Source organism: Gilliamella sp. B14384G12 (assembly GCF_016101825.1).
Lineage (GTDB): Bacteria > Pseudomonadota > Gammaproteobacteria > Enterobacterales > Orbaceae > Gilliamella > Gilliamella apicola_N.
The window spans coordinates 1-20,930 of record NZ_JACFPU010000007.1; the positions used below are offsets into that span (position 1 = coordinate 1).

The 20,930-nt window shown below is 31.9% G+C and carries 22 protein-coding genes and 1 pseudogene; 14 read left to right on the top strand and 9 right to left on the bottom strand.

The window, feature by feature from the left end; genetic code table 11:
- The first annotated feature begins 249 nt into the window (after positions 1 to 249).
- The 7 genes and pseudogenes from H3S73_RS08275 to H3S73_RS08305 all read left to right on the top strand — a co-directional run bounded on the left by H3S73_RS08275 (position 250) and on the right by H3S73_RS08305 (position 5,579).
- Positions 250 to 810, top strand: coding sequence for a pseudouridine synthase (locus tag H3S73_RS08275; RefSeq protein WP_198227742.1), 561 nt, complete (start codon positions 250 to 252; stop codon positions 808 to 810).
- 180 nt (positions 811 to 990) lie between these two features.
- Positions 991 to 1,914: pseudogene (ftsY, locus tag H3S73_RS08280) on the top strand (signal recognition particle-docking protein FtsY); the annotation flags it as partial.
- 6 nt (positions 1,915 to 1,920) lie between these two features.
- Positions 1,921 to 2,580: a cell division ATP-binding protein FtsE gene (gene ftsE / locus H3S73_RS08285; RefSeq protein ID WP_198227738.1), complete on the top strand. Its 660-nt coding sequence runs from the start codon at positions 1,921 to 1,923 to the stop codon at positions 2,578 to 2,580.
- Positions 2,581 to 2,582: 2 nt separating this feature from the next.
- A complete protein-coding gene (gene ftsX, locus H3S73_RS08290; RefSeq protein ID WP_198227736.1) occupies positions 2,583 to 3,551 on the top strand; it encodes a permease-like cell division protein FtsX in 969 nt (322 codons plus the stop codon).
- Between the two features lie 136 nt (positions 3,552 to 3,687).
- Entirely contained in the window at positions 3,688 to 4,548 is an 861-nt protein-coding gene (gene rpoH, locus H3S73_RS08295; RefSeq protein WP_065738159.1) for an RNA polymerase sigma factor RpoH, read from the top strand.
- Between the two features lie 211 nt (positions 4,549 to 4,759).
- Complete coding sequence (locus tag H3S73_RS08300; RefSeq protein ID WP_198227734.1) at positions 4,760 to 5,347, top strand: DUF2975 domain-containing protein; 588 nt, start codon at positions 4,760 to 4,762, stop codon at positions 5,345 to 5,347.
- A 13-nt stretch (positions 5,348 to 5,360) separates the two neighbouring features.
- Positions 5,361 to 5,579, top strand: coding sequence for a helix-turn-helix transcriptional regulator (locus H3S73_RS08305; RefSeq protein ID WP_065738161.1), 219 nt, complete (start codon positions 5,361 to 5,363; stop codon positions 5,577 to 5,579).
- Here H3S73_RS08305 and H3S73_RS08310 read toward each other — a convergent pair.
- Positions 5,569 to 6,261 (bottom strand): aspartate/glutamate racemase family protein, encoded by a 693-nt coding sequence (locus H3S73_RS08310; RefSeq protein ID WP_198227732.1) that lies wholly within the window; start codon positions 6,259 to 6,261, stop codon positions 5,569 to 5,571. The two genes, H3S73_RS08305 and H3S73_RS08310, sit on opposite strands and share 11 nt — an antisense overlap.
- Before the next feature lie 155 nt (positions 6,262 to 6,416).
- Between H3S73_RS08310 and H3S73_RS08315 the strand changes: the two genes are divergently transcribed.
- Positions 6,417 to 7,232 carry a hypothetical protein gene (locus tag H3S73_RS08315; RefSeq protein WP_198227730.1) on the top strand — a complete coding sequence of 272 codons (816 nt, stop codon included), beginning with the start codon at positions 6,417 to 6,419 and terminating at the stop codon, positions 7,230 to 7,232.
- Between the two features lie 49 nt (positions 7,233 to 7,281).
- Positions 7,282 to 7,968, top strand: coding sequence for a Sir2 family NAD+-dependent deacetylase (cobB, locus tag H3S73_RS08320; protein WP_198236364.1), 687 nt, complete (start codon positions 7,282 to 7,284; stop codon positions 7,966 to 7,968).
- 9 nt (positions 7,969 to 7,977) lie between these two features.
- Here the strand turns inward: cobB and mtgA are convergent, their stop codons facing one another.
- Both mtgA and mobB read right to left on the bottom strand, forming a co-directional pair.
- The gene (mtgA, locus tag H3S73_RS08325; protein ID WP_198236365.1) at positions 7,978 to 8,670 is read right to left on the bottom strand and encodes a monofunctional biosynthetic peptidoglycan transglycosylase; all 693 of its coding nucleotides are present in this window, start codon (positions 8,668 to 8,670) and stop codon (positions 7,978 to 7,980) included.
- 1,046 nt (positions 8,671 to 9,716) lie between these two features.
- Positions 9,717 to 10,217, bottom strand: coding sequence for a molybdopterin-guanine dinucleotide biosynthesis protein B (gene mobB, locus H3S73_RS08330; RefSeq protein WP_198227724.1), 501 nt, complete (start codon positions 10,215 to 10,217; stop codon positions 9,717 to 9,719).
- A gap of 72 nt (positions 10,218 to 10,289) precedes the next feature.
- On the opposite strand from mobB, the gene H3S73_RS08335 reads away from it, so the two are divergent.
- Entirely contained in the window at positions 10,290 to 11,321 is a 1,032-nt protein-coding gene (locus H3S73_RS08335) for a low specificity L-threonine aldolase (protein ID WP_025314293.1), read from the top strand.
- Between the two features lie 190 nt (positions 11,322 to 11,511).
- Here the strand turns inward: H3S73_RS08335 and mobA are convergent, their stop codons facing one another.
- Entirely contained in the window at positions 11,512 to 12,096 is a 585-nt protein-coding gene (gene mobA, locus H3S73_RS08340; protein ID WP_198227720.1) for a molybdenum cofactor guanylyltransferase MobA, read from the bottom strand.
- 238 nt (positions 12,097 to 12,334) lie between these two features.
- On the opposite strand from mobA, the gene H3S73_RS08345 reads away from it, so the two are divergent.
- The gene (locus tag H3S73_RS08345; RefSeq protein ID WP_198227718.1) at positions 12,335 to 12,604 is read left to right on the top strand and encodes a YihD family protein; all 270 of its coding nucleotides are present in this window, start codon (positions 12,335 to 12,337) and stop codon (positions 12,602 to 12,604) included.
- A 14-nt stretch (positions 12,605 to 12,618) separates the two neighbouring features.
- Positions 12,619 to 13,332 carry a DsbA family protein gene (locus H3S73_RS08350; RefSeq protein ID WP_198236366.1) on the top strand — a complete coding sequence of 238 codons (714 nt, stop codon included), beginning with the start codon at positions 12,619 to 12,621 and terminating at the stop codon, positions 13,330 to 13,332.
- 124 nt (positions 13,333 to 13,456) lie between these two features.
- Here H3S73_RS08350 and H3S73_RS08355 read toward each other — a convergent pair whose 3' ends face one another.
- Both H3S73_RS08355 and H3S73_RS08360 read right to left on the bottom strand, forming a co-directional pair.
- Entirely contained in the window at positions 13,457 to 15,427 is a 1,971-nt protein-coding gene (locus H3S73_RS08355) for a MacB family efflux pump subunit (RefSeq protein ID WP_198227714.1), read from the bottom strand.
- Between the two features lie 2 nt (positions 15,428 to 15,429).
- On the bottom strand, positions 15,430 to 16,629 hold the full coding sequence (locus tag H3S73_RS08360; RefSeq protein ID WP_198236367.1) for an efflux RND transporter periplasmic adaptor subunit: 1,200 nt from the start codon (positions 16,627 to 16,629) through the stop codon (positions 15,430 to 15,432).
- 362 nt (positions 16,630 to 16,991) lie between these two features.
- Between H3S73_RS08360 and H3S73_RS08365 the strand changes: the two genes are divergently transcribed.
- Positions 16,992 to 17,753, top strand: coding sequence for an IclR family transcriptional regulator (locus H3S73_RS08365; protein WP_086327064.1), 762 nt, complete (start codon positions 16,992 to 16,994; stop codon positions 17,751 to 17,753).
- A gap of 51 nt (positions 17,754 to 17,804) precedes the next feature.
- Positions 17,805 to 18,569 (top strand): IclR family transcriptional regulator, encoded by a 765-nt coding sequence (locus H3S73_RS08370; RefSeq protein WP_198236368.1) that lies wholly within the window; start codon positions 17,805 to 17,807, stop codon positions 18,567 to 18,569.
- A 31-nt stretch (positions 18,570 to 18,600) separates the two neighbouring features.
- Here H3S73_RS08370 and H3S73_RS08375 read toward each other — a convergent pair whose 3' ends face one another.
- The 3 genes from H3S73_RS08375 to kduD all read right to left on the bottom strand — a co-directional run bounded on the left by H3S73_RS08375 (position 18,601) and on the right by kduD (position 20,930).
- Positions 18,601 to 19,539: a sugar kinase gene (locus H3S73_RS08375; protein ID WP_198236369.1), complete on the bottom strand. Its 939-nt coding sequence runs from the start codon at positions 19,537 to 19,539 to the stop codon at positions 18,601 to 18,603.
- Positions 19,540 to 19,622: 83 nt separating this feature from the next.
- Entirely contained in the window at positions 19,623 to 20,087 is a 465-nt protein-coding gene (locus tag H3S73_RS08380) for a YhcH/YjgK/YiaL family protein (RefSeq protein WP_065738175.1), read from the bottom strand.
- 81 nt (positions 20,088 to 20,168) lie between these two features.
- Positions 20,169 to 20,930: a 2-dehydro-3-deoxy-D-gluconate 5-dehydrogenase KduD gene (kduD, locus tag H3S73_RS08385; RefSeq protein WP_198236370.1), complete on the bottom strand. Its 762-nt coding sequence runs from the start codon at positions 20,928 to 20,930 to the stop codon at positions 20,169 to 20,171.

Sequence of the window (20,930 nt, forward strand, 5' to 3'; positions counted from 1 at the left end):
CCGAACTCAGAAGTGAAACGCCGAAGTGCCGATGGTAGTGTGGGTATTACCCATGTGAGAGTAGGGAGCCGCCAGACTTTTAAATATAGAGAGAGCCCAGCAGGAATGCTGGGCTTTTTTGCATATAGAGATAATAAAACTGACTGAAATTTATATAAGATGCTATGTTTAGTATATGGCTAAATAATAATTCATTTAGTGTATAATAAGTTTAGCATGATATTGAAACTAAAGTTAAAGCAGGATGAGATGCACTCATTAATAGCCTTTAATAAACCCTTTAATGTCACAACTCAGTTTTCACCTCATGAAAAGTATCAGACATTAAAAGATTTTATAAAATTACCAAAATTTTATCCGGCTGGACGTTTAGATACCGATAGCGAAGGATTGTTATTATTAACAAATGATGGTAAATTACAAGCTAAAATCAGCTCACCAAAATTTAAATTGCCAAAAACCTACTGGGTACAAGTTGAAGGTTCAATTAACCAACAAGCGATAGATGAACTGAGAAAAGGTATTCAGTTAAAGGAATTTTATACAGCGCCAGCTATAGTAGATTTTCTAGACGAGCCATTGCTCCTATGGAAAAGAGTTCCTCCTATTCGCGAACGTAAAACAATACCCACATCATGGATAAGTATTACTATCACTGAAGGAAAGAATCGCCAAGTTAGGCGAATGTGTGCAGCAGTGGGTTTTCCTTGTTTACGACTAATTAGAGTTCAAATTGGCAAATATAATTTATTTACTCACCAATTACCATTAGGTGAATGGTGTCATATTAAAACTTCGGATCTTTATTGATAATTATTTTTAATTATTCTTTATAGATAACGTATCATTCATTTTATAATTTAATAAAATGAGCAAAATAAATTAATAATGTTATTCCTTTTATTTGAATACATTGGGCTTTATTTTAAAATAATATAAAATGATCACTTATGATTGTCATGGGATAAACAATTTATGGTTGAACAAAAAAAAGAAGGATTTTTTTCTCGTTTGAAAAAAGGACTTTTTAAAACAAAACAGAATATAGGATCTGGATTCCTTAATTTATTTAGAGGAAAAAAGATCGATGATGCACTATTTGAAGAATTAGAAGAACAATTGCTTATCGCTGATGTAGGTTTTGATACAACACAAAAGATTATTAGTACATTAACTCAACATGCTTCAAGAAAAGAGCTAAAAGATGCAGATGCATTACACGAGCTTTTAAAACAAGAAATGAAATCTATTTTAGACGGAGTCGATAAGCCACTTAATATAGATAGTCATAAACCATTTGTTATTTTAATGGTTGGTGTTAATGGGGTTGGTAAAACAACAACTATTGGTAAATTAGCTCGTCAGTTTCAACAACAAGGCAAATCAGTTATGTTGGCTGCTGGCGATACTTTTCGTGCTGCAGCTGTAGAACAATTACAAGTATGGGGTGAACGTAATAATATTCCTGTTATTGCTCAACATACTAATGCCGATTCAGCATCAGTCATTTTTGATGCTATACAAGCAGCAAAAGCCAAAAAAATAGATGTATTAATTGCGGATACAGCAGGTCGTTTACAAAATAAATCTCATTTAATGGATGAATTAAAAAAAATAGTGCGTGTAATTAAAAAGCAAGATGAAACGGCTCCACATGAAATTATGTTAACGATTGATGCAGGTACAGGACAAAATGCTATCAGTCAAACAAAATTATTTAATGAGGCGGTTGGTGTTACAGGAATGGCATTAACTAAATTAGATGGAACAGCAAAAGGTGGTATTATTTTTAGTATTGCCGATCAGTTTAATATACCTATTCGTTATATTGGGGTCGGTGAAAAAATTGAAGATTTAAGACCTTTTGTTGCCGATGATTTTATTAATGCTCTGTTTGATCAAACAGAAGAGTAAAAAATAATGATCCAATTTCAACGTGTAAGTAAAGTTTATTCTGGCGGGAAACCAGCATTACAAAATATAACCTTTACTTTATTACCCGGAGAAATGGCATTTTTAACTGGTCATTCTGGTGCAGGTAAAAGCACCTTAATGCGACTAATTTGTGGATTCGAAAAAGCGAATGATGGCAAAGTTTTATTAAATGGTATTGATGTTTCAAGTTTAAAACGACAAGAAATGCCATTTTTACGTCGTACCATTGGTATGATTTTTCAAGATCATCAACTACTAATGGATCATACTGTTTATGATAACGTTGCTATCCCATTAATTATTTTAGGAAAATCACCTGAAGAAATTCGTCGACGAGTTTCTGCCTCATTGGATAAAGTTGGATTGTTAAATAAAATGAAATTTTATCCAATACAATTATCTGGTGGTGAGCAGCAACGTGTCGGGATTGCTCGAGCAATTGTAAATCATCCTAATGTCCTACTTGCTGATGAACCCACAGGAAATTTGGATGATAAACTTTCGAAAGACATTTTAAAACTATTTGAGGAGTTTAATCAAACAGGAGTAACTGTCTTGATGGCGACTCACAATATGACGCTTATTCGCCATAAACAACATCGTATATTGCATTTAAATCAAGGGCATTTAGAGGTTAAAAATTAATAATGAGCGCTAATATTAAACCGAATAAATCCAATGGAAAAGATAGCAATATTTTTTTTTGTCATTGGAGAAGGCAAATTGGTTATGCTTGGCGTAATACCTTTAATAATTTCACTCAACATATTTTTGCTTCATTACTGACAGTTTTTGTTATTGCGATTTCAATAACATTACCAACGATTAGCTATCTACTTTGGAAAAATGCTAATCACGCTTCGAATCAGTGGTATCCAACGCCAAATTTAACTGTTTACATAAATAAGGAATTAACTTCAACACAAACCACAGAATTGATTTCTAAGCTTAAATCTTATCCTGAGGTTGAAAAAATTGAATATCTTTCTCGAGATCAAACAAAAGAAGAATTTAAAACGTGGTCTGGATTTGGCAACGCGCTTGATCTTCTGGATGAAAATCCGTTACCAGCAGTAGCTATTATTATTCCAAAAGAAGAAGCGAAACAAACAGCTACATTGCATGCTTTTCAATCCAAATTACTAGAGATTAAAGGGGTTGATGATGTTCAACTTGACGATAGTTGGTTTACTCGATTAACTGCATTGACCGATATGGTAAAATCCATCGTGTGGATAATTTCGATATTTATGATTGGTGCTGTTTCGCTTGTCATAGGAAATAGTATTCGATTAAACATTTTTGCTCGTAGACAAGTTATTGTAGTGATGCAATTGATTGGAGCAACTGAAGGTTTTATATTACGTCCATTTTTGTATAATGGTATATTGATTGGATTTATTAGTGCAATTTTTTCGTTGATTTTATCAGAAGTATTTATTTTTCAAATAGATTCAATTATATTACGTGTTTCTGCTATTTTTGGTACACAATTTATACTTAAAGGACTTTCATGGGACGAAAGTATACTAATTGTATTGTTCTCTATGATTCTTGGTTGGTTTTCTGCACTGGTATCGACTAAGAAATATTTAAAAACGATGCACATTGCTTAATTATTTAAGTATAGTTCTTATTATTAAATTAATAATAAATGTGAACTAAATCACATTTTAGTGGTCTAATATTACAGTTATATTGTTGCCATTATGAATAAGCGACAAAACTAGTTTAAATTAAGGAGGGAGTTAAATGAGTACTGATTTAAAAATGCAAGTAGGTGCTTTAATCCCACAAGGAAATATTGAATCATATCTTCGTATGATTAATACTTATCCAATGTTAACTGCAGAGGAAGAAAAATCATTAGGCGAAAAACTTTATTATCATGATGATGTTGATGCTGCAAAACAATTAATTTTGTCACATTTACGTTTTGTTGCGCACATTGCTCGTGGTTATGCTGGTTATGGTTTACCTCAAGCAGATTTAATTCAAGAAGGTAATATTGGTTTAATGAAAGCGGTACGTCGCTTTAATCCTGAAATGGGGGTTCGCCTAGTTTCATTTGCTGTGCATTGGATAAAAGCTGAAATACATGAATATGTCTTAAAAAATTGGCGTATTGTGAAAGTTGCAACTACAAAAGCACAAAGAAAGTTATTCTTCAATCTAAGAAAAAATAAACAACGTTTAGGTTGGTTTAATAGTGCTGAAGTGGATATGGTTGCTGATGAACTTGGTGTAAGTCGTAAAGATGTTCTAGAGATGGAATCGCGCATGTCAGCACAAGATATGTCATTTGATATTGATAATGATGATGACGACAATTCAATTGTTGCACCAGCACTGTATTTAGAAGATAGTAATTCTGATTTTTCAAAATCAATTGAAAATGACAATTGGGAGAATGATGCAACCGATAAGCTACATGATGCCTTATCTCAATTAGATGAACGTAGCCAAGATATTATTAAAGCGCGTTGGTTAGATGCTGATGATAGCAAATCAACACTGCAAGTATTGGCCGACAAATACAGCGTTTCTGCCGAACGTATTCGCCAACTTGAAAAAAATGCGATGAAAAAACTAAGAATTGCTATAGAAGCATAATTGATTTTTATTAATAATAAATAAGCCCTACTTTGGTTAAAAGTGGGGCTTTTTTGTAATCTAAATTTAATTTATCTGTTTAATAAAAAGGATAATAATAGTTTTATTATTTTATAATAATAAAAAATTATCGTTTTATTTTAATTTATTGTTGTTTTGTATTTTTGGGAGTGATAAGCTGTATTTAATTTTTATACATAAGGAAATAAAAATGAATACAAATATCTTTCAATCTCAGTCACGTCTAAATAAATACTGTAAATTAATGGCATTGTTAACTTTTGTTCCTATAATAACGATATTAATTGGAATGGTATCTCCTTTATTATTTTATTTTTTTGATATACACAATATTGGTTTAGAATCGGGTGGATATTCCTTTTTTATTGCCCATAGTGCAGATAGCTCTGATATTGACCCAACTAAACTTTCTACATGGCAAGCCGTTTTAGTTACCTTAATTGATACCATTATTATTGCAATTTTAGTTTATGCTTTCTTTCAGCTTAGATTACTTTTTTTAAGTTATAGTAAATCGGACTATTTTTCAGTAAGTTCGGCTAATTATTGTTATAAGTTTGGTACAACATTAGTTATTTGGGAAGTGATACAATTAATCACTGAGCCATTATCATCATTAATCATATCTTTTAATAATGATCTTTCGGAACGTTACATTTCTCTATCATTCACCAGTGAAGATTTAATGTTATTATTTCCGTCAATAAGTATTATGATAGTTGGTCAAATATTGAAAAAAGCATGTCAAATAGCCGAAGAAAATAAGCAGTTTATTTAGCAAGGAGCCAAAAGTGCCAATTATAATAAATTTAGATGTAATGCTGGCTAAACGTAAAGTTAAATCTAAAGATTTAGCGGCTGCCATTGGTATTACTGAACAAAATTTATCTTTACTTAAACAAGGTAAAGTAAAAGGATTTAGGCTAGCAACACTAGAGGCAATCTGTAACTATTTAGATTGCCAACCTGGTGATATATTGGAATATATAAAAGAAGACGTTACGAATTAATCGCTAACCATGCTGCTTCTTGAGCATGTAATAGGGCTGTATCAAAGAAAGGGATGGCGTGATTTTGTTGATTTATTAATAAACCGATCTCAGTACAGCCTAAAATCACCCCTTCAGCACCTTGCTTAACGAGTTTATCAATAATATTGAGGTAAGCTTGCTTAGATTCAGGTTTAATTTTCCCAAGGCAAAGTTCATCATAAATAATATTATTGATGATTATTCTATCTTGTTCATCAGGAATTAAAACATTTAAACCTTTTTCGATTAATTTTGATTTATAAAAGTTTTGCTCCATGGTGTACTTGGTACCAAGTAACGCAACAGACTTTATTTTATCTTTGATTAAATATTTGGCGGTCACATCGGCGATATGAATGATCGGAATAGTAATAGTTTTTTGAATTTGATCAGCAACCTTATGCATCGTATTAGTACAGATAATAATAAAATTAGCGCCAGCTAGTTCTAATCTTTTAGCCGCATCAGTTAAAATAATCGCGCTTTTATCCCACTCATTATTTGCTTGGCAACTTTCTATTTCTTGAAAATCAACACTGTATAAAAGTGTTTTTGCTGAATGTAAACCACCAAGTGATTTGCTAATAAATTGATTGATGACTTGATAATAAGTTATTGTGCTTTCCCAACTCATCCCACCAATTAATCCAATTGTTTTCATATTACTCATACCTTATTTTTTATGATTACTTGCCACTAAAATCATTATCGTACATTATAATGATTTTATTGAATTTAAATTATTTAATATATTTTATAGTTTATTATTAAAATTATTTTTCGTGAATTATTATATAGATTAGGAATATAAAGCTAATGAAGAAAATCATTAATTATCTCTATATTATGCCAATAGTTTTTTCAATCTTTTCTTTTCAGGCTTTTGCAGAAACAAAAACTATTCATGTATTAGTCGCCTTATGTGATAACAAATATCAAAAAATAGTACCCGTTCCACAGGCAATTGGTAATGGTCAAGATCCCAAAAATAATCTTTATTGGGGGGCTGCTTATGGTTTTAAAACCTATTTCGCTAAACAAAAAGAGTGGCAAGTAATCAACATTAATAAGCCCACATCTGGAAAAATATTAGAAGAGATAATTTATAAACATCGAAATAAGGATGTGTATCTCATTGCTCAAGCATATAATGGGAAATATATTGATAATACTGTTAATGATTTTTTAGATTATTCGGCGGGTAAAAAAGCACAGCAAATTAGACTTAATGATAAAACAGTAATGGCAGGAGGAAATGCCGACCTAGTTATATATATTGGTCATGATTATTTAATGGAATCATCATGGCGTGATTATTTACCTGATAGTTGGCGTTGGAATACATTGTCAAAAACAGAGAAAGAAAAACAAAAATTACGTTACGCTGCGGTATTTGCTTGTAAAAGCCAGAAATATTTTACTCCACCATTATCTCGTTTAGGTATTACACCATTAATTTTAACCTTGCATCGAATGGCGCCAGAAGCTTATAGTGTGCATGCAATGATTAACAGCTGGTTAAATGGTGAATCGAAAGATGAAATAAGGTTTAAAGTAGCAAGTGCTTACAGCCAATATCAAAAGTTAAGCAAACCAGCCTTACACATATTTACCACAGAATATAGCCAATAATATTTTTTCAGTAATTTATTTAATTTATTAATAAAAAAGGCGAATAGATATGTTGAAAACACCAAAAATTGTCATCTTAACCGGTGCAGGTATTTCTGCTGAATCAGGGTTATCGACATTTCGTGCCCAAAATGGTTTATGGGAAGGTTATGATGTTAATGATGTCGCGACTTATGAAGGATATATGCGTAATCCGGTCGCTGTTCATTATTTTTATAATATGTTGCGTAGAAAACTACAAAATCCTGAAGTAAAACCTAATACGGCTCATTTTGCTTTAGCGCAATTAGAACAAAAGTTAGGTTCGGATAATGTATTAATTGTTACCCAAAATGTGGATAACTTGCATGAACAAGCTGGTTCTAAAAATATTATCCATATGCATGGTGAATTATTAAAAGTGCGCAATGAAAAAACAGGACAGATAATCGATTGCTATTACGATGTGAATTATCATGAAAATAAATTAATTCGCCCACATATTGTTTGGTTTGGTGAGATTCCACTACAAATGGAAGAAATTTATAACGCACTTTCACAAACAGACTATTTTATTTCGATTGGTACATCAGGTAATGTTTATCCAGCTGCAGGATTTGTTCAAATAGCTAATCAAGCGGGAGCCAAAACTGTTGAACTTAACTTAGAACCAAGTTTAGGGGAAAATTTATTTGAAACAAAAATTTATGGTCCAGCGAGTAAAATTGTACCAGAGTTTGTTAAAAAATTTATATAAACTATTAAATTAGTTTAGCTGTTTTAAATAATTTTTACCGCCAAGGTTATTCATTTGATTACGAATCCATTGCGCTTTTTTTTGTATATGATTATTAGGGTTAGCTGGATTCCATTTTCTAGGGTTAGGTAATGTAGCAGCGAGTAGACTTGCTTGATAAGGCGTTAACTTGTTAGCACTTACTTGAAAATAGTATTGCGAAGCTGCTTCTATACCAAAGATTCCCTCTCCCCACTCAACACTGTTTAGATAAATTTCAAGCGTTCGTCGTTTAGACCAGAGTAACTCAATTTCAAGAGTAAACAAGGATTCAAAACCTTTACGAATCCAACTACGCGAAGGCCATAAAAAAATATTTTTTGCTACTTGTTGACTAATAGTACTGGCACCACGAATTTTTTTATTATTTCGATTATGCTGTAGAGCAAGATCAATTGCTTTAAAATCAAATCCCCAATGATTAGCAAACTTTTGATCTTCAGCAGCGATAACCGCTATTTTTATATGATCTGATATTTGATTCCAATCTTTCCATGTCCGTTGTTGAGTAATATTCCAATGAGTGAGTTTTCTCTCTACCATTAACATAGAACCAAAAGGAGCAACCCATCTTAATAAAAGAACAATTAAAAAAGATAACAGTATAAATCCAATTATCATTTTTTTTGTAATGTTAAAAACTCTTTTTAATAAAGATTTCATGCTTATTCAGATAAAATAAAAAATTAGTGAAATAAGATACGATATATTATTATTTAAATAAATAAATTTTTCTAAACGCAACTATTTAATGAAAATAGCAGAATAAATAAAAAGATAGTGCTGAGATAATTACGGTATAGCATTTTATGGTGTGGAATATTAAAATTTTTCGGATTTAATTTCCTTGGGTTTGGATCCTAAAAAAGATAGTTAATTTTTTAAAATTGTTAAAATGTGTTTGAATCATCTAAAAAATTCATTAAAACTTATAAATTATTGCACTGTTAAAAAAATCTACTAAAATAGTATAAATAACAACTAAAGGAGGGGGGCTATTTTGGATTATTTATATGTAATTTTTCTCAGTATATGCTTGGTTTATTTGTCTTCATTCCGTAGAGGCGGATTTGGAGATAAACGTCCTAAAAAAGTTCCAGGCATTGTTATTTTTCTTTATATCGTTGTAAGTTTCCTCTTTATTGATGAAATGCTTGATATACTTCCTCGAACAGGATGTACCCAAATTATAAATTAGAATCATAATTTTGTTCATACAATAGTATGAACTTTCGATTAACTTTCTAACTGATAGCATCGCTCTAGAGGGTAACAATTTCAGAAATTTAAAATTATTTTAATTAAAATTTTTAATATAGAAATTGTTAACTTTAGCCACGGTTAAGCAAATGGGATTGATCAAGTTATCCGCTAATAAACAATTTGATTGCCAATTTATAGAATTGTTTCGTGAATCAAATGGTTATTTAAGTAGCTTAATTAATAATATATGTTATCTAACCTATTAGATTATCAAATAAATCCAGCTATTCTTGATAAAGAAAAAAATAATGATCGTATTTTATTGCCTGATAATCGAAATGTACTTTTTTAGATTTTTTAAAACTAAATAAATAATCAGAGTTTTGTAAAAGCCCAAATGTTATAGATAATAAATAGTACATTTGGGTTTATTGTTTATATGAGTATAAGCCATTAGTCTGCGTAAATTATGCACAAAATTGGTGATACCTTTATGTCTTGGCTGTTTAATTTGATTTTAATTCAAAATAACTTTTTATAAATTCGGCTATCTGGCTCGGTTCATTGATATTAAGTTTTGGTAAATTAGTCTCTATTGGTTTATCACAGGCAATAGCGACAGTAAAATTATCTATAAAAAGAGGTTTTTGATTTGCGCTTCGGTGGCACATAATTTTAGGAATAGTTTCATCTTTAAATCCCTCAACTAATATAATATCGACATCTGAAAAGTGATTAATTAATGTCTGTATATCAACAGGTTTATCAGGTGTTTCATGAATTAACGCATAACGATTATTACATGCCACGATAGTTTGTAATGATCCAGCTTTATGCAATTTATAACTATCTTTCCCTGGTATATCAAATTCAATATCGTGATGGGCATGTTTTAACGTGGCGACTTTAAATCCTTGCTCAACAAGCAGTGCAATAACTTTTGTTAACAGTGTTGTTTTACCACTGCCGCTATACCCTGTGATTCCAATTATTTTTTTATCATTCATAGACTATGAACTCTAACATGTTATATTAAAGATAAATATTACATCATTTTATACAAGATTAAAGGTAATGATATGTACGATTTTTTAAATGATTATAATCAAACAGTGCACCCTAATTTATTAAAAGAATTTGTTGATATTAATAATAAAAAGTTGAGTGGTTATGGATTAGATGAATGTTGTAATGATGCAATAAATAGCATTAAGAAAATATTAAAATCACCGAATGCCGATGTGCATTTTATGGCAGGCGGAACCATTACCAATTTGACCATGATTTCACATATTTTAAAACCTTATCAGGCAGTTATTGCTGCTGAAACTGGTCATATCAATGTTCATGAAACAGGTGCGATTGAAGCGACAGGGCACAAAGTTGTTACAGTCAAAACTGAAGATGGAAAATTAACACCAGAATTAATTAAACCTGTTTTAGATTATCATTGTGATGAACATATGGTGCAACCTAAACTTGTCTACATTTCAAACACTACCGAATTAGGTACTCTATATACGAAGCAAGAGTTAAAAAAACTGTATCAATTTTGTCAAAAACATCATCTTTATCTTTATTTAGATGGTGCTCGTCTAGCAATGGCCTTGGCGGCAAAAGATAACGATATTACTTTTCCTGATTTGGCTAAATACACTGACGCATTTTATATTGGCGGTACTAAAGTTGGCGCCTTTGCGGGTGAGGCATTGATATTTAATAATCTTTCAATTAATCATGATTTCCGTTTCAATATGAAACAAAAAGGAGCAATACTAGCAAAGAGTTGGATTATAGCTGTACAGTTTAAAGCGTTAATGGAAAATAATCTTTATATTTCGCTTGGTAAGCATAGCAATGATATGGCTGAAAAACTCAAAAATTTGTTTGAGAATGAAGGATTAACATTTGCAGCTAAACCACAATCCAATCAACTGTTTGTTAATTTTCCTAATCAACTTGCCAAAAAAATTATTTCACTGTATGCCCTAGATAATTTAGGCCAAACTGATCCAAGTCATATTGGCTTACGTTTTTGTACTTCATGGGCAACACAAGAAGTAGAAATAGAGAATTTTGCTAAACAGTTAAAGGCGCTACTTAGAAAATAATAATATATTTTTATAAATATATTTGCACGGCTATATAATATAAATTGAAAATATCGCCAACCGATCTGAAAAAAAGGTTAATGTTTGAAAATTACCTCTAGCTTTTAAGATTTTTAATTTATGTTTGAGTTATAAAAGATTATGTTTAATTTTGCACTATATAAACCAACTAAATATGGTTTAATAATAATTACTTGAATGAAATGTTAGCTCTTTCCAGCATTTCTAGAGTATTAATATTAGTAAAGCCTAAAGGATTTTCACTAAAATCAACAGCGATAGCATTAATTTGCTTAAGAAACAGCATAAGCTTACGATCTCCGTTGTCTAAATATTTTTTTAGTTGGGGGATGATATTTTTATGGATCAATAAAATAGTAGGGTGATCATTTTCTCCATCGAAAGGGTAAATCGCTTGATGGGTTGCTGTAAATTTTGCTAAACGATCGATAAGATCTTCAGGTAAAAAAGGCGTATCACAGCTCACAAATAAATTCCAATCTGTTGTACTTCTTAATAAGCCACTATAAATCCCTGATAAAGGTCCTAAAAATCCTTTTAAATCATCACAAAAAACAAAATAGCCTAATGAACTATATAGATCTGCATGTCGATTACAATTAATCATAACCAAATTGACTTGAGGTTTAATACGATCAATGACATGTTGATAAAGCGGTTTTCCTGCTAACAACATTAAACCTTTATCCTTACCATTCATACGGTTACTTTGCCCACCGGCTAAAATAATTGCAGTAATTGACAGTTTTCGCATAAATTATTTCTCTTTTACATTGCCAAAAAACAAAATAGCATTACTATATAGCAAAGTTATTTTTTAGTCGCAAATAACCTATATCAGCAGTTTATGATATCTTTCTAAATGCACTATTTAAATTTAAAGTCGAGTATATAATAGAGACCTTTTAATATATAGATAGTAAAGTAAAGATTAACATAAAGGTTTATATTATCACTTTCAACTTAGTTGAATATTTAATAAGGTAGTTATTATGAAATGTCATCGTATAGATGAGTTAATAGAGTTATTACAACCAGCATGGGAAGCAGATTCAGATCTGAATTTATTGCAACTTTTAGATAAATTGGGTAAAGAAGCTGGTTTTGACGGTGACCTAAAAGATTTGAGTGATGAAGTGCTAATTTATCATTTAAAAATGCGTAACTCAGATAAAAATGAAGCAATACCTGGGTTAAAAAAAGATTATGAAGATGATTTTAAAACCGCATTGTTAAAAGCCCGCGGAATTATTAAAGAATAAGGAGAATGAATTAGATGAAAAAAACGCTTATTGCTATGGGTGTATTGTTATTTTCGGTAAATTGTTTTGCGGATGATTCTTCGACAAATGCAATATCAAATACATCCCAAATCACTGCAACAACACAAGCACCAATTGAAGAGGGTAAACAATATATTGTATTACCAACTTATCCATCACCTGAAAAAGAAGTCATTGAATTCTTCTCGTTTAATTGTCCTAGTTGTTTTCGATTCGAAACAAAATATCATGGTACGAACCTTATAGCTAAAGCTTTACCAGAAGAGATGAAAGTTAAACGTTATCACTTATTGGACTTTGGATCGCTGGCTATGGAATTATCTGAAGCATGGGCGATAGCTAACGTTCTTGGCATAGAAGATAAAGCATCGGAAGCACTTTATAATGCAGTACAAAAAGATAGAACAATAAAAACGGCTGATGATATTAAGATAGTATTTGCAAAATTAGGCGTTGATGAGGAAACTTATGAAAAAACTAAAAATAGTTTCTTAGTAAAAGCATTTATGGCTCAACAAGCTGACGCTATTAAAGAAATGCAACCGTCATCTATTCCTTCTATTATTGTTAATCGTAAATTTTATATTAATTCTTCTGGTTTAGATACATCAAACGATGATGCTTATATAGCTGATTATGTTAGAGTTGCAAATTTTTTAGCTAGTTTAGATCCTAATGTTAAAGTTGACGCAAAAAAGAAAAAATAATTAAAGGATATGAGTGTTAATAGTCGATATAGAATAAAAGATTATTAAAAGACTCAAGTTTTAGTAAGTATTTAAAGCCTTTACGTGAAGAAATTCAGTAAAGGCTTTTTTGTAACTATTAAAGTTACTCTCGTTCTAAAGCATAAATTGGATCGAGCTTTGCAGCACGTTTGGCAGGAAAATAACCAAAAATAATACCAATGATACTTGAGCAACTAAATGCCGCAACAATAGCTATGGATGAAAAACTCATAGCAAAAGATGTAACTAACACATTAAAAATAAATCCAACAACAAATGACAGTAAAATGCCTATTATTCCACCGGTTAAACATACTAATACTGCTTCAATTAAGAACTGTTGCAAAATGTCACTTGAGCGTGCTCCAACTGCCATACGAACACCGATCTCTCGTGTTCTTTCGGTGACTGAAACGAGCATGATATTCATTACACCAATACCGCCAACAATAAGTGAAATTAATGCAATGGTTGACACTAATAGCGTCAAGACCCAAGCTGAAGAATTTATTGTTTCACGCACATTGTCTGAATTAAAAATGAAAAAATCTTTAGTGCCATGCCTTTGTAACATAATTCGATTAACGGCTTGCTCTGCAATCGACAAATCAATATTATCATTAATGCGCACAGTAATGCTTCTTAATGGAGTTTGCCCAACCATACGATTGATAACAGTCGTATAAGGTAACCAAACATTTAGACTCTCATTACTACCAAATCCTTGCTGTTGCCTTGTAGCAACTCCAATAATTTTAACTGGTAGCTGACCGACCATTAAAATTTTTCCGATTGGATCTTCATTTGCAAATAATCGCTTTACTGTGTTTTCATCGATTACGGCATCTTGTGCCGAATTATCAATGCTAGTTTGATTAAAAGAGACACCTTGTGTAATATCATAACCACGAACAGCAAAAAATTGCTCACCGACACCGTTAACAGTCCCTGTTACTGCTAGATTATTAATTCTGAAATAAACACTGGTTGATAGGTTAGGAGTAGTACTATGGACAAAACTTTGCTGAGCTAAAAAATCAGCATCCGATGAGCGTAAAGTTGTAATTTTATCTGCATTACGATCACCAAAACCATTACCAGCATAAATTTCTAATGTACTTGTCCCCATAGAATTAATATTTGATAAGATTTTTTGTTTTGTTCCTTGTCCTAATGCCACCATTGAAACTACAGAAGCGATACCGATAATAATACCTAACATCGTTAAAAAGGTACGTAATCGTTGTGAACACATTGATAAAATTGCCATTTTGAAAGCATCACGAAAACGATAATATTTTGCTCGAAAATTATCTTGAGTTTTAGCTTGTTCAATTTGTTTAACTTGGCGATTGTCGTTAATTTCTGATTGATAATTAGGATTGATTGAATCTGAAATAATATTGCCATCACTAATTTCAATGATTCGCTGTGCGCTTTGGGCAATATTTGCATCATGAGTGACAATAATAACTGTATGACCTTGACTGTGCAGTTCGCGTAGTATCGTCATAACTTCTAGGCCACTTTTACGATCAAGTGCACCTGTTGGCTCATCGGCTAAGATGATTTGCCCACCATTTATTAGAGCACGACCGATACTAACACGTTGCTGTTGTCCACCCGATAACTGATTAGGTTTATTGTGAATTTTATCCGCTAGCCCTAAACGAGTTAAAATTTCGGTAGCACGTTCTTGTCTCTCTTCATCATTGACACCAGCATAGATTGCTGGAATTTCAACATTCCCTTGAGCAGTTAATGCATTTAACAGATGATAGCGTTGAAAGATAAAACCAAAATGTTCACGACGTAGTTCAGCCAATTCATCAGGCGACAATTTACTGGTAATTCGACCACTTATAGTATAAGTACCGGTAGTCGGTTTGTCTAAGCATCCTAAAATATTCATTAAGGTAGATTTACCGGAACCCGATGCACCAATAATTGCCACCATTTCCCCAGCGTTAATTGTTAAATTTATACTTTTAAGAACTTGTATGGTTGAATCCCCTGCAGGGAATTCACGAACAATATTTTCAAGCTTAATTAGAGGTGTGTTTTTGTTTGCCATAATTAGAATCGCATCCTTGGCCCTTTTGCATTACTACTTAGTGATGCACCATTAGTGCTACTAACTATAACGGTATCCCCTTCTTTAATACCTGATTTTATTTCGACATTTATATTATTATTAATGCCTACTGTAACTTCTCGTTCTTCAATTTCGTTACTTTTATTTAATAGATAAACAATGGCTTTATTGTCTGCTAGATTTTTTTGGAGAGCTTGAGATGGAATAGTCAATACATCTTTTGCTGAAGATAATACAATGTAGACTTGTGCTGTCATGGATATACGTAAAATACGATCTGGATTATCAACATCAAATAACCCATTATAGTAGATAGCACTTTTCGTTGTTGATGAACTTGAACTTGTTGTCGTTTCGGTATTAATTGAATCTGGAGCTGGTTCAATTGCGCGTAATGTTAAACCATCAAAACGCTTATTGGGTAGGCCTAAAATTGTAAAATAGACTGGCATACCTTTTTTAACATTAATGACATCGGCTTCCGAAATTTGAGCTTCAATCGTCATTTTATCAAGTTGAGCAACTTTTACGATGGTCGGTGCACTTTGTACTGAGTTAACGGTTTGACCTTGATCAACGGGAATTGCCACAATCACACCATCAATCGGCGAACGAATTTTGGTATAACCTAAATTAACTTTGGCGGTATCTACAGCAACTTGAGCATTTACAATATCTGCATCAAGGGCTGCAATATCGGCTTTAATTGCATCAAGATCAGCTTTTGCTGCATCTAAATCTGATTGAATACCAACGCCTTTATTAACCAATTTTAATTGGCGCTCATAAGTTAACTGGTAGTTTACCAATTTTGCTTTTTTAGATTTGCGTTGCGCTTCTAAACTATTAAGGGATGCTTCGGATTGCTTTAGATCATTATTTTGTTTTAGATCGTCAATCTCGGCAATCATATCACCTTGTTTAACTTCGTCGCCTAACTCAACATAAAGCTTTTTGATTTGTCCTGAAACTTGAGCCCCAACGCTTACTTGTTTAAAAGCACTAATTGTACCGTCTGCTAGAACTGATTTTTCAATGTTACCTTTGGTAACGGGGGAAGTAATATAATTAACAGTTGTTTCTGTTGGAAATATAATTAATTTCGCAATAAAGAAAATTACGAAAATAATGATTGCTATTACTATATATTTAATTTTAATGAACTTTAACAATCTTTTCATCCTTTGAATTTGTTATTATTGTAGTATTACATATTTTATCGCAATAATTTAAACGATATTAATAATTATTCCTAATAAACTGTAATGAATATGAAAATAAATAAAACGATATGAAATAAAAAGTAATCTAGTTTATCTTTTTCTTAAAAAATTAATAATAGAAAGATGTTATTGAATTTATAGAAAAAAAAAGATTATTCTAGTAATATGTAGCCACTAACCCTAATTTATACATGTAATTAGATAAAAACAGTATACAGAAGTCTTTTTGAAAATGCGTATTTTATTTTCTATTGCACTGTTTTTTATTAATAAATTAATAGAAATCTATTTAAAAAGTATCCTTGTGTGGAGCTCAATAAATGTCTTTTCAAAAACAACAATCCACGTTAGATAATGCCTTAACTTTGCTTGAAATAATTAGCCATTATTCTTCTGGAATATCTTTGGCCGAAATCGTTAAACTAAGTCGGATGGCAAAAACAACAGTATTTAGAATTTTAGACATATTAAAAAAAAGACAATATCTCTGCTATGACGCCTCCACTGAAAAATATTTTTTAGATGTAAAAGCTTTTGAGTTAGGCGTCAAAGGATTGATGAATATATCTTTAGTGGGTATATCAATTCCTTTTTTAAAAAAACTTGCTGCAAAGCTTAATGAAACCTGCTTTTTAGCGGTCTATCATGATGGCAGTGTTATCTATTTGTATAAAGCCGAAGGTGAACTTGCTGTTAAAACCAACTCACATATTGGTAGCCGAATGCCAGTATATTGTACTGGACTGGGTAAATCATTATTAGCTTATCAACCGTTAGTTGAAATTAATAAAGTTTTAAGTCGTCCACTAGTTCAATTCACCAGTAAAACCATTGTTGACCGAGAAGCCATCCATAATAGCTTAGCAAAGGTGTGTATTGATGGTTATTCTATGGATGATGAAGAAGTTGAAGAAGGCTTAACGTGTATTGCTGTACCAATCTTTATTAAGCAAAATAAAGTAGTAGGGGCAATAAGTGTTGCTGGATCTTCTTTTAGAATTATTCAGAAAAAAGAACTTATCATTAGTGAATTAAAAAGTATCTCATCATCTATATCGGTTGAACTAAAAAAGAAGAATTAACTTTATCTAAATGTTGAATTCATTTTATCTATTTTTTAAAGGTTTAAAACCATGATCCAAAAAGAGACAACTTCAGCAATAGATAAAGCCATTGCTGTTTTAGATGTAATTAGTAATTGTGCAGCAGGTGTAACAATTACTGAAATAATTGAAGCCACTAAACTTAATAAAATTATAATAAAGAAGATTCTAAACACATTGCTTGATCGTGAATATGTTTTTTTAGATGAAAAATCAGGTAAATATACTCTAGGTTTTAAATCGTTAGAGCTTGGAATATCCAGTCTTGTCAATGTTAATATTGTCGATATAGCGATTCCACATGTTAAATCGCTTTCAAATACAATCAATGAAACCTGTTTTTTAGGGGTTTATAATAGTGGCAATGTAGTCTATCTATATAAGAGTGAAGGTAACAATGCTATTCATACTAGTTCCAATTTAGGTCATATGCGACCGGCCTATTGTACAGGATTAGGTAGAATATTACTTGCTCATCAATCACAAGACGAGATTGAACGCATTTTACAATCATCATTGCCACAATATACACAAAAAACCATAACCGATTCACAGCAACTCAATGAACTATTAGCTAAAGTTCGTCGTGAAAATATCGCTTATGATTGGGAAGAAGTTGAAGAAGGTCTTGTTTGTGTTGCTTCCGGCATATTTAATTATAGTAACGAGGTTGTAGCAGCTTTAAGTATTGCTGGTCCTAGCCATCGAATGCATAATCAAATTGAAAAATGCGCCTCTTTATTAAAAGAGACGACAAAGTTGATTTCTAAACGATTAGGGTACATTTCGACATAACATTTGGATTAAAATAATTTTTAACTTCTGGTTAAACAGATATTAGATTATTCATTGCTTCATAAGGTATGATTGCACCACGATATTGAATAACTGTTGCTGCTAAATCATGTCCTTGCTTAATTGCTGCCTTAATTGAACCACCGAGTAACCTAATTGATAAATACCCTGCACTAAATGAGTCTCCGGCAGCCGTTGTATCAACAATTTTTTGCTTAGCAATAATATTTGCTGGAACTTCTACACGATCATTTGCCGTCGCTACAATACAACTTTCACTTCCTCTTTTAATAATGATCTCTTTTACGCCCAATTTACGACTACGAACAATACTATCTTCATAATTATCATTTCCCCATAGCAGATATTCATCTTCTTGGGTTAAAAATGCGATATCGGTATAGGATAGAATTTTAGAATAGACGTTTTGAGCGTACTCCTGACTACGCCATAATCGTGGGCGATAATTATTATCAAAAATCACTTTACCACCGTTAGCTTTGAACGTTTCTAACAATTCAATGAGCTTATCTATACTGTATTCATCTAAAATAGCAACACTAATACCGCTTAAATGAATGTAATCAAATTTAGTTATTGTTTTACATATTTGTTGTGTTTGTTCAGTCTGTAACCAAAATTTTGCTGCAGCATCGTTTCGCCAATAATAGAAAGATCGTTCACCATGGCTATCGGTAACAATGGCATATAATCCAGGCATTTTATTATCCATTTGTTGAATAAGATTGGTTTTAATGTTTTCCTTTTGCCATTGATTCAACATTTCTTGGCTAAATGGATCAACGCCAAGACCCGTTACATAGTAAATTGCTGCTTGATTGTCAGTAAATAACCGAGACAAATAAACTGAAGTATTTAACGTATCTCCACCAAAGCCTCTTGTCGTTATCTTATCTTTAATTGAGAGTTCAATCATGCACTCGCCAATTACTGCTATATTTATGGTCATTACTTGTCCTTATCAGATATTATTGGTAATTGAAATTACGTAATTAGATCTCATGTGGCATTATTTCCACCATAAGTGGTCAACTAATCTAGGCTGACTTTAACGACCACTTTACGAATTTTTTCAGTTTTTCCACCGACAATACAAAGAGGTTTATGTACTTCGTATGGGTAAAAAATTACAAAATCTTTTGGTTGTAATACAAACATGGTTTCTTCTATTGGCGCTTTCACAAAGGCAATATCCCCATTGATAAGCTTATCTTCAATTATTTCGCTATGAGGGGGTAAAGTTGATACAGCCATGCCTTCTTGACCAGATAATACAATTTGAATATCAATGTATTTAGCATGATATTCATATTTACCTTCTTCTTGCGTTCGGGATAACGTTTCTGAAACCATATAAAAAACTTTATCACCATCAATTGAGTACCGACCATTTTCGGTATTGTCATTTATCTGTTGTTTTACTAATTCTATTGCATGTTTTAATTTTTGAGGTAAATAAGGGGTTAAATCCAAATGTTCAATATTGCCAATAATCATTGTGATCTCCTTGAAAAGTTAATTATTGGCTGTAACAGCTAGCCAATAATTAAGCCAAAATACATGTAAATTTATATTGAATTATCTGCCTAACCAGCCGCCATCTACCGCAATGGTAAATCCATTAATATAATCGGATGCTGAGGAAGATAAAAATACAGCTGCACCCCCTAAGTCTTCAGGGTTACCCCAACGCCCGGCAGGGATCCGTTCTAGGATCTGGCGATTACGAATTTCATCATTCATTAAAGCAGTATTCATTTCTGTTGCGATATAACCAGGGGCGATACAGTTGATTGTGATACCTTTTGATGCCCATTCATTGGATAAAGATTTTGAAAACCCTGCCACCGCTGATTTTGCTGCTGTATAAGCGGGAATGGTATATCCACCTTGAAAAGCAAGTAATGAAGCAATATTAACAATTTTCCCGTATCCTCTTTCAAGCATATGTTTACCTACTTGTTGGCACATAAAAAATACAGCATTCATATTAATATTAATAACCAGATCCCAATCATGCTTAGGAAAATCCACAGAGGGATAGCGCCGTTGTATACCAGCATTATTGATTAAGATATCAATGTGCTGGTATTTTTGAATAATACTGGAAATGAGGTCGGCATACTGCTCAAAATGAGATAAATCAAAAGTAATGGTTTCACAAGTTACATTATATTTTTGTATCTCTTGTTCGGTTTGCTCATCTCGTGTGACATCAATAATGATGATGTTAGCTCCGGCATTGGCTAAACTCATTGCTAAAGACTTACCGATTCCCCGTGATGCACCTGTAACAATTGCATTTTTACCTGTTAAATCAAATGGATTTTTATTTTTCAT

Bases quoted from the DNA above. Each gene is read 5' to 3' on its own strand.
- H3S73_RS08275 (WP_198227742.1), top strand. From the start codon at position 250: ATGCACTCATTAATAGCCTTTAATAAACCCTTTAATGTCACAACTCAG.
- ftsE (WP_198227738.1), top strand. From the start codon at position 1,921: ATGATCCAATTTCAACGTGTAAGTAAAGTTTATTCTGGCGGGAAACCA.
- ftsX (WP_198227736.1), top strand. From the start codon at position 2,583: ATGAGCGCTAATATTAAACCGAATAAATCCAATGGAAAAGATAGCAAT.
- rpoH (WP_065738159.1), top strand. From the start codon at position 3,688: ATGAGTACTGATTTAAAAATGCAAGTAGGTGCTTTAATCCCACAAGGA.
- H3S73_RS08300 (WP_198227734.1), top strand. From the start codon at position 4,760: ATGAATACAAATATCTTTCAATCTCAGTCACGTCTAAATAAATACTGT.
- H3S73_RS08310 (WP_198227732.1), bottom strand. From the start codon at position 6,261: ATGAAAACAATTGGATTAATTGGTGGGATGAGTTGGGAAAGCACAATA.
- H3S73_RS08315 (WP_198227730.1), top strand. From the start codon at position 6,417: ATGAAGAAAATCATTAATTATCTCTATATTATGCCAATAGTTTTTTCA.
- cobB (WP_198236364.1), top strand. From the start codon at position 7,282: ATGTTGAAAACACCAAAAATTGTCATCTTAACCGGTGCAGGTATTTCT.
- mtgA (WP_198236365.1), bottom strand. From the start codon at position 8,670: ATGAAATCTTTATTAAAAAGAGTTTTTAACATTACAAAAAAAATGATA.
- mobB (WP_198227724.1), bottom strand. From the start codon at position 10,217: ATGAATGATAAAAAAATAATTGGAATCACAGGGTATAGCGGCAGTGGT.
- H3S73_RS08335 (WP_025314293.1), top strand. From the start codon at position 10,290: ATGTACGATTTTTTAAATGATTATAATCAAACAGTGCACCCTAATTTA.
- mobA (WP_198227720.1), bottom strand. From the start codon at position 12,096: ATGCGAAAACTGTCAATTACTGCAATTATTTTAGCCGGTGGGCAAAGT.
- H3S73_RS08345 (WP_198227718.1), top strand. From the start codon at position 12,335: ATGAAATGTCATCGTATAGATGAGTTAATAGAGTTATTACAACCAGCA.
- H3S73_RS08350 (WP_198236366.1), top strand. From the start codon at position 12,619: ATGAAAAAAACGCTTATTGCTATGGGTGTATTGTTATTTTCGGTAAAT.
- H3S73_RS08355 (WP_198227714.1), bottom strand. From the start codon at position 15,427: ATGGCAAACAAAAACACACCTCTAATTAAGCTTGAAAATATTGTTCGT.
- H3S73_RS08360 (WP_198236367.1), bottom strand. From the start codon at position 16,629: ATGAAAAGATTGTTAAAGTTCATTAAAATTAAATATATAGTAATAGCA.
- H3S73_RS08365 (WP_086327064.1), top strand. From the start codon at position 16,992: ATGTCTTTTCAAAAACAACAATCCACGTTAGATAATGCCTTAACTTTG.
- H3S73_RS08370 (WP_198236368.1), top strand. From the start codon at position 17,805: ATGATCCAAAAAGAGACAACTTCAGCAATAGATAAAGCCATTGCTGTT.
- H3S73_RS08375 (WP_198236369.1), bottom strand. From the start codon at position 19,539: ATGACCATAAATATAGCAGTAATTGGCGAGTGCATGATTGAACTCTCA.
- H3S73_RS08380 (WP_065738175.1), bottom strand. From the start codon at position 20,087: ATGATTATTGGCAATATTGAACATTTGGATTTAACCCCTTATTTACCT.
- kduD (WP_198236370.1), bottom strand. From the start codon at position 20,930: ATGAAAAATAAAAATCCATTTGATTTAACAGGTAAAAATGCAATTGTT.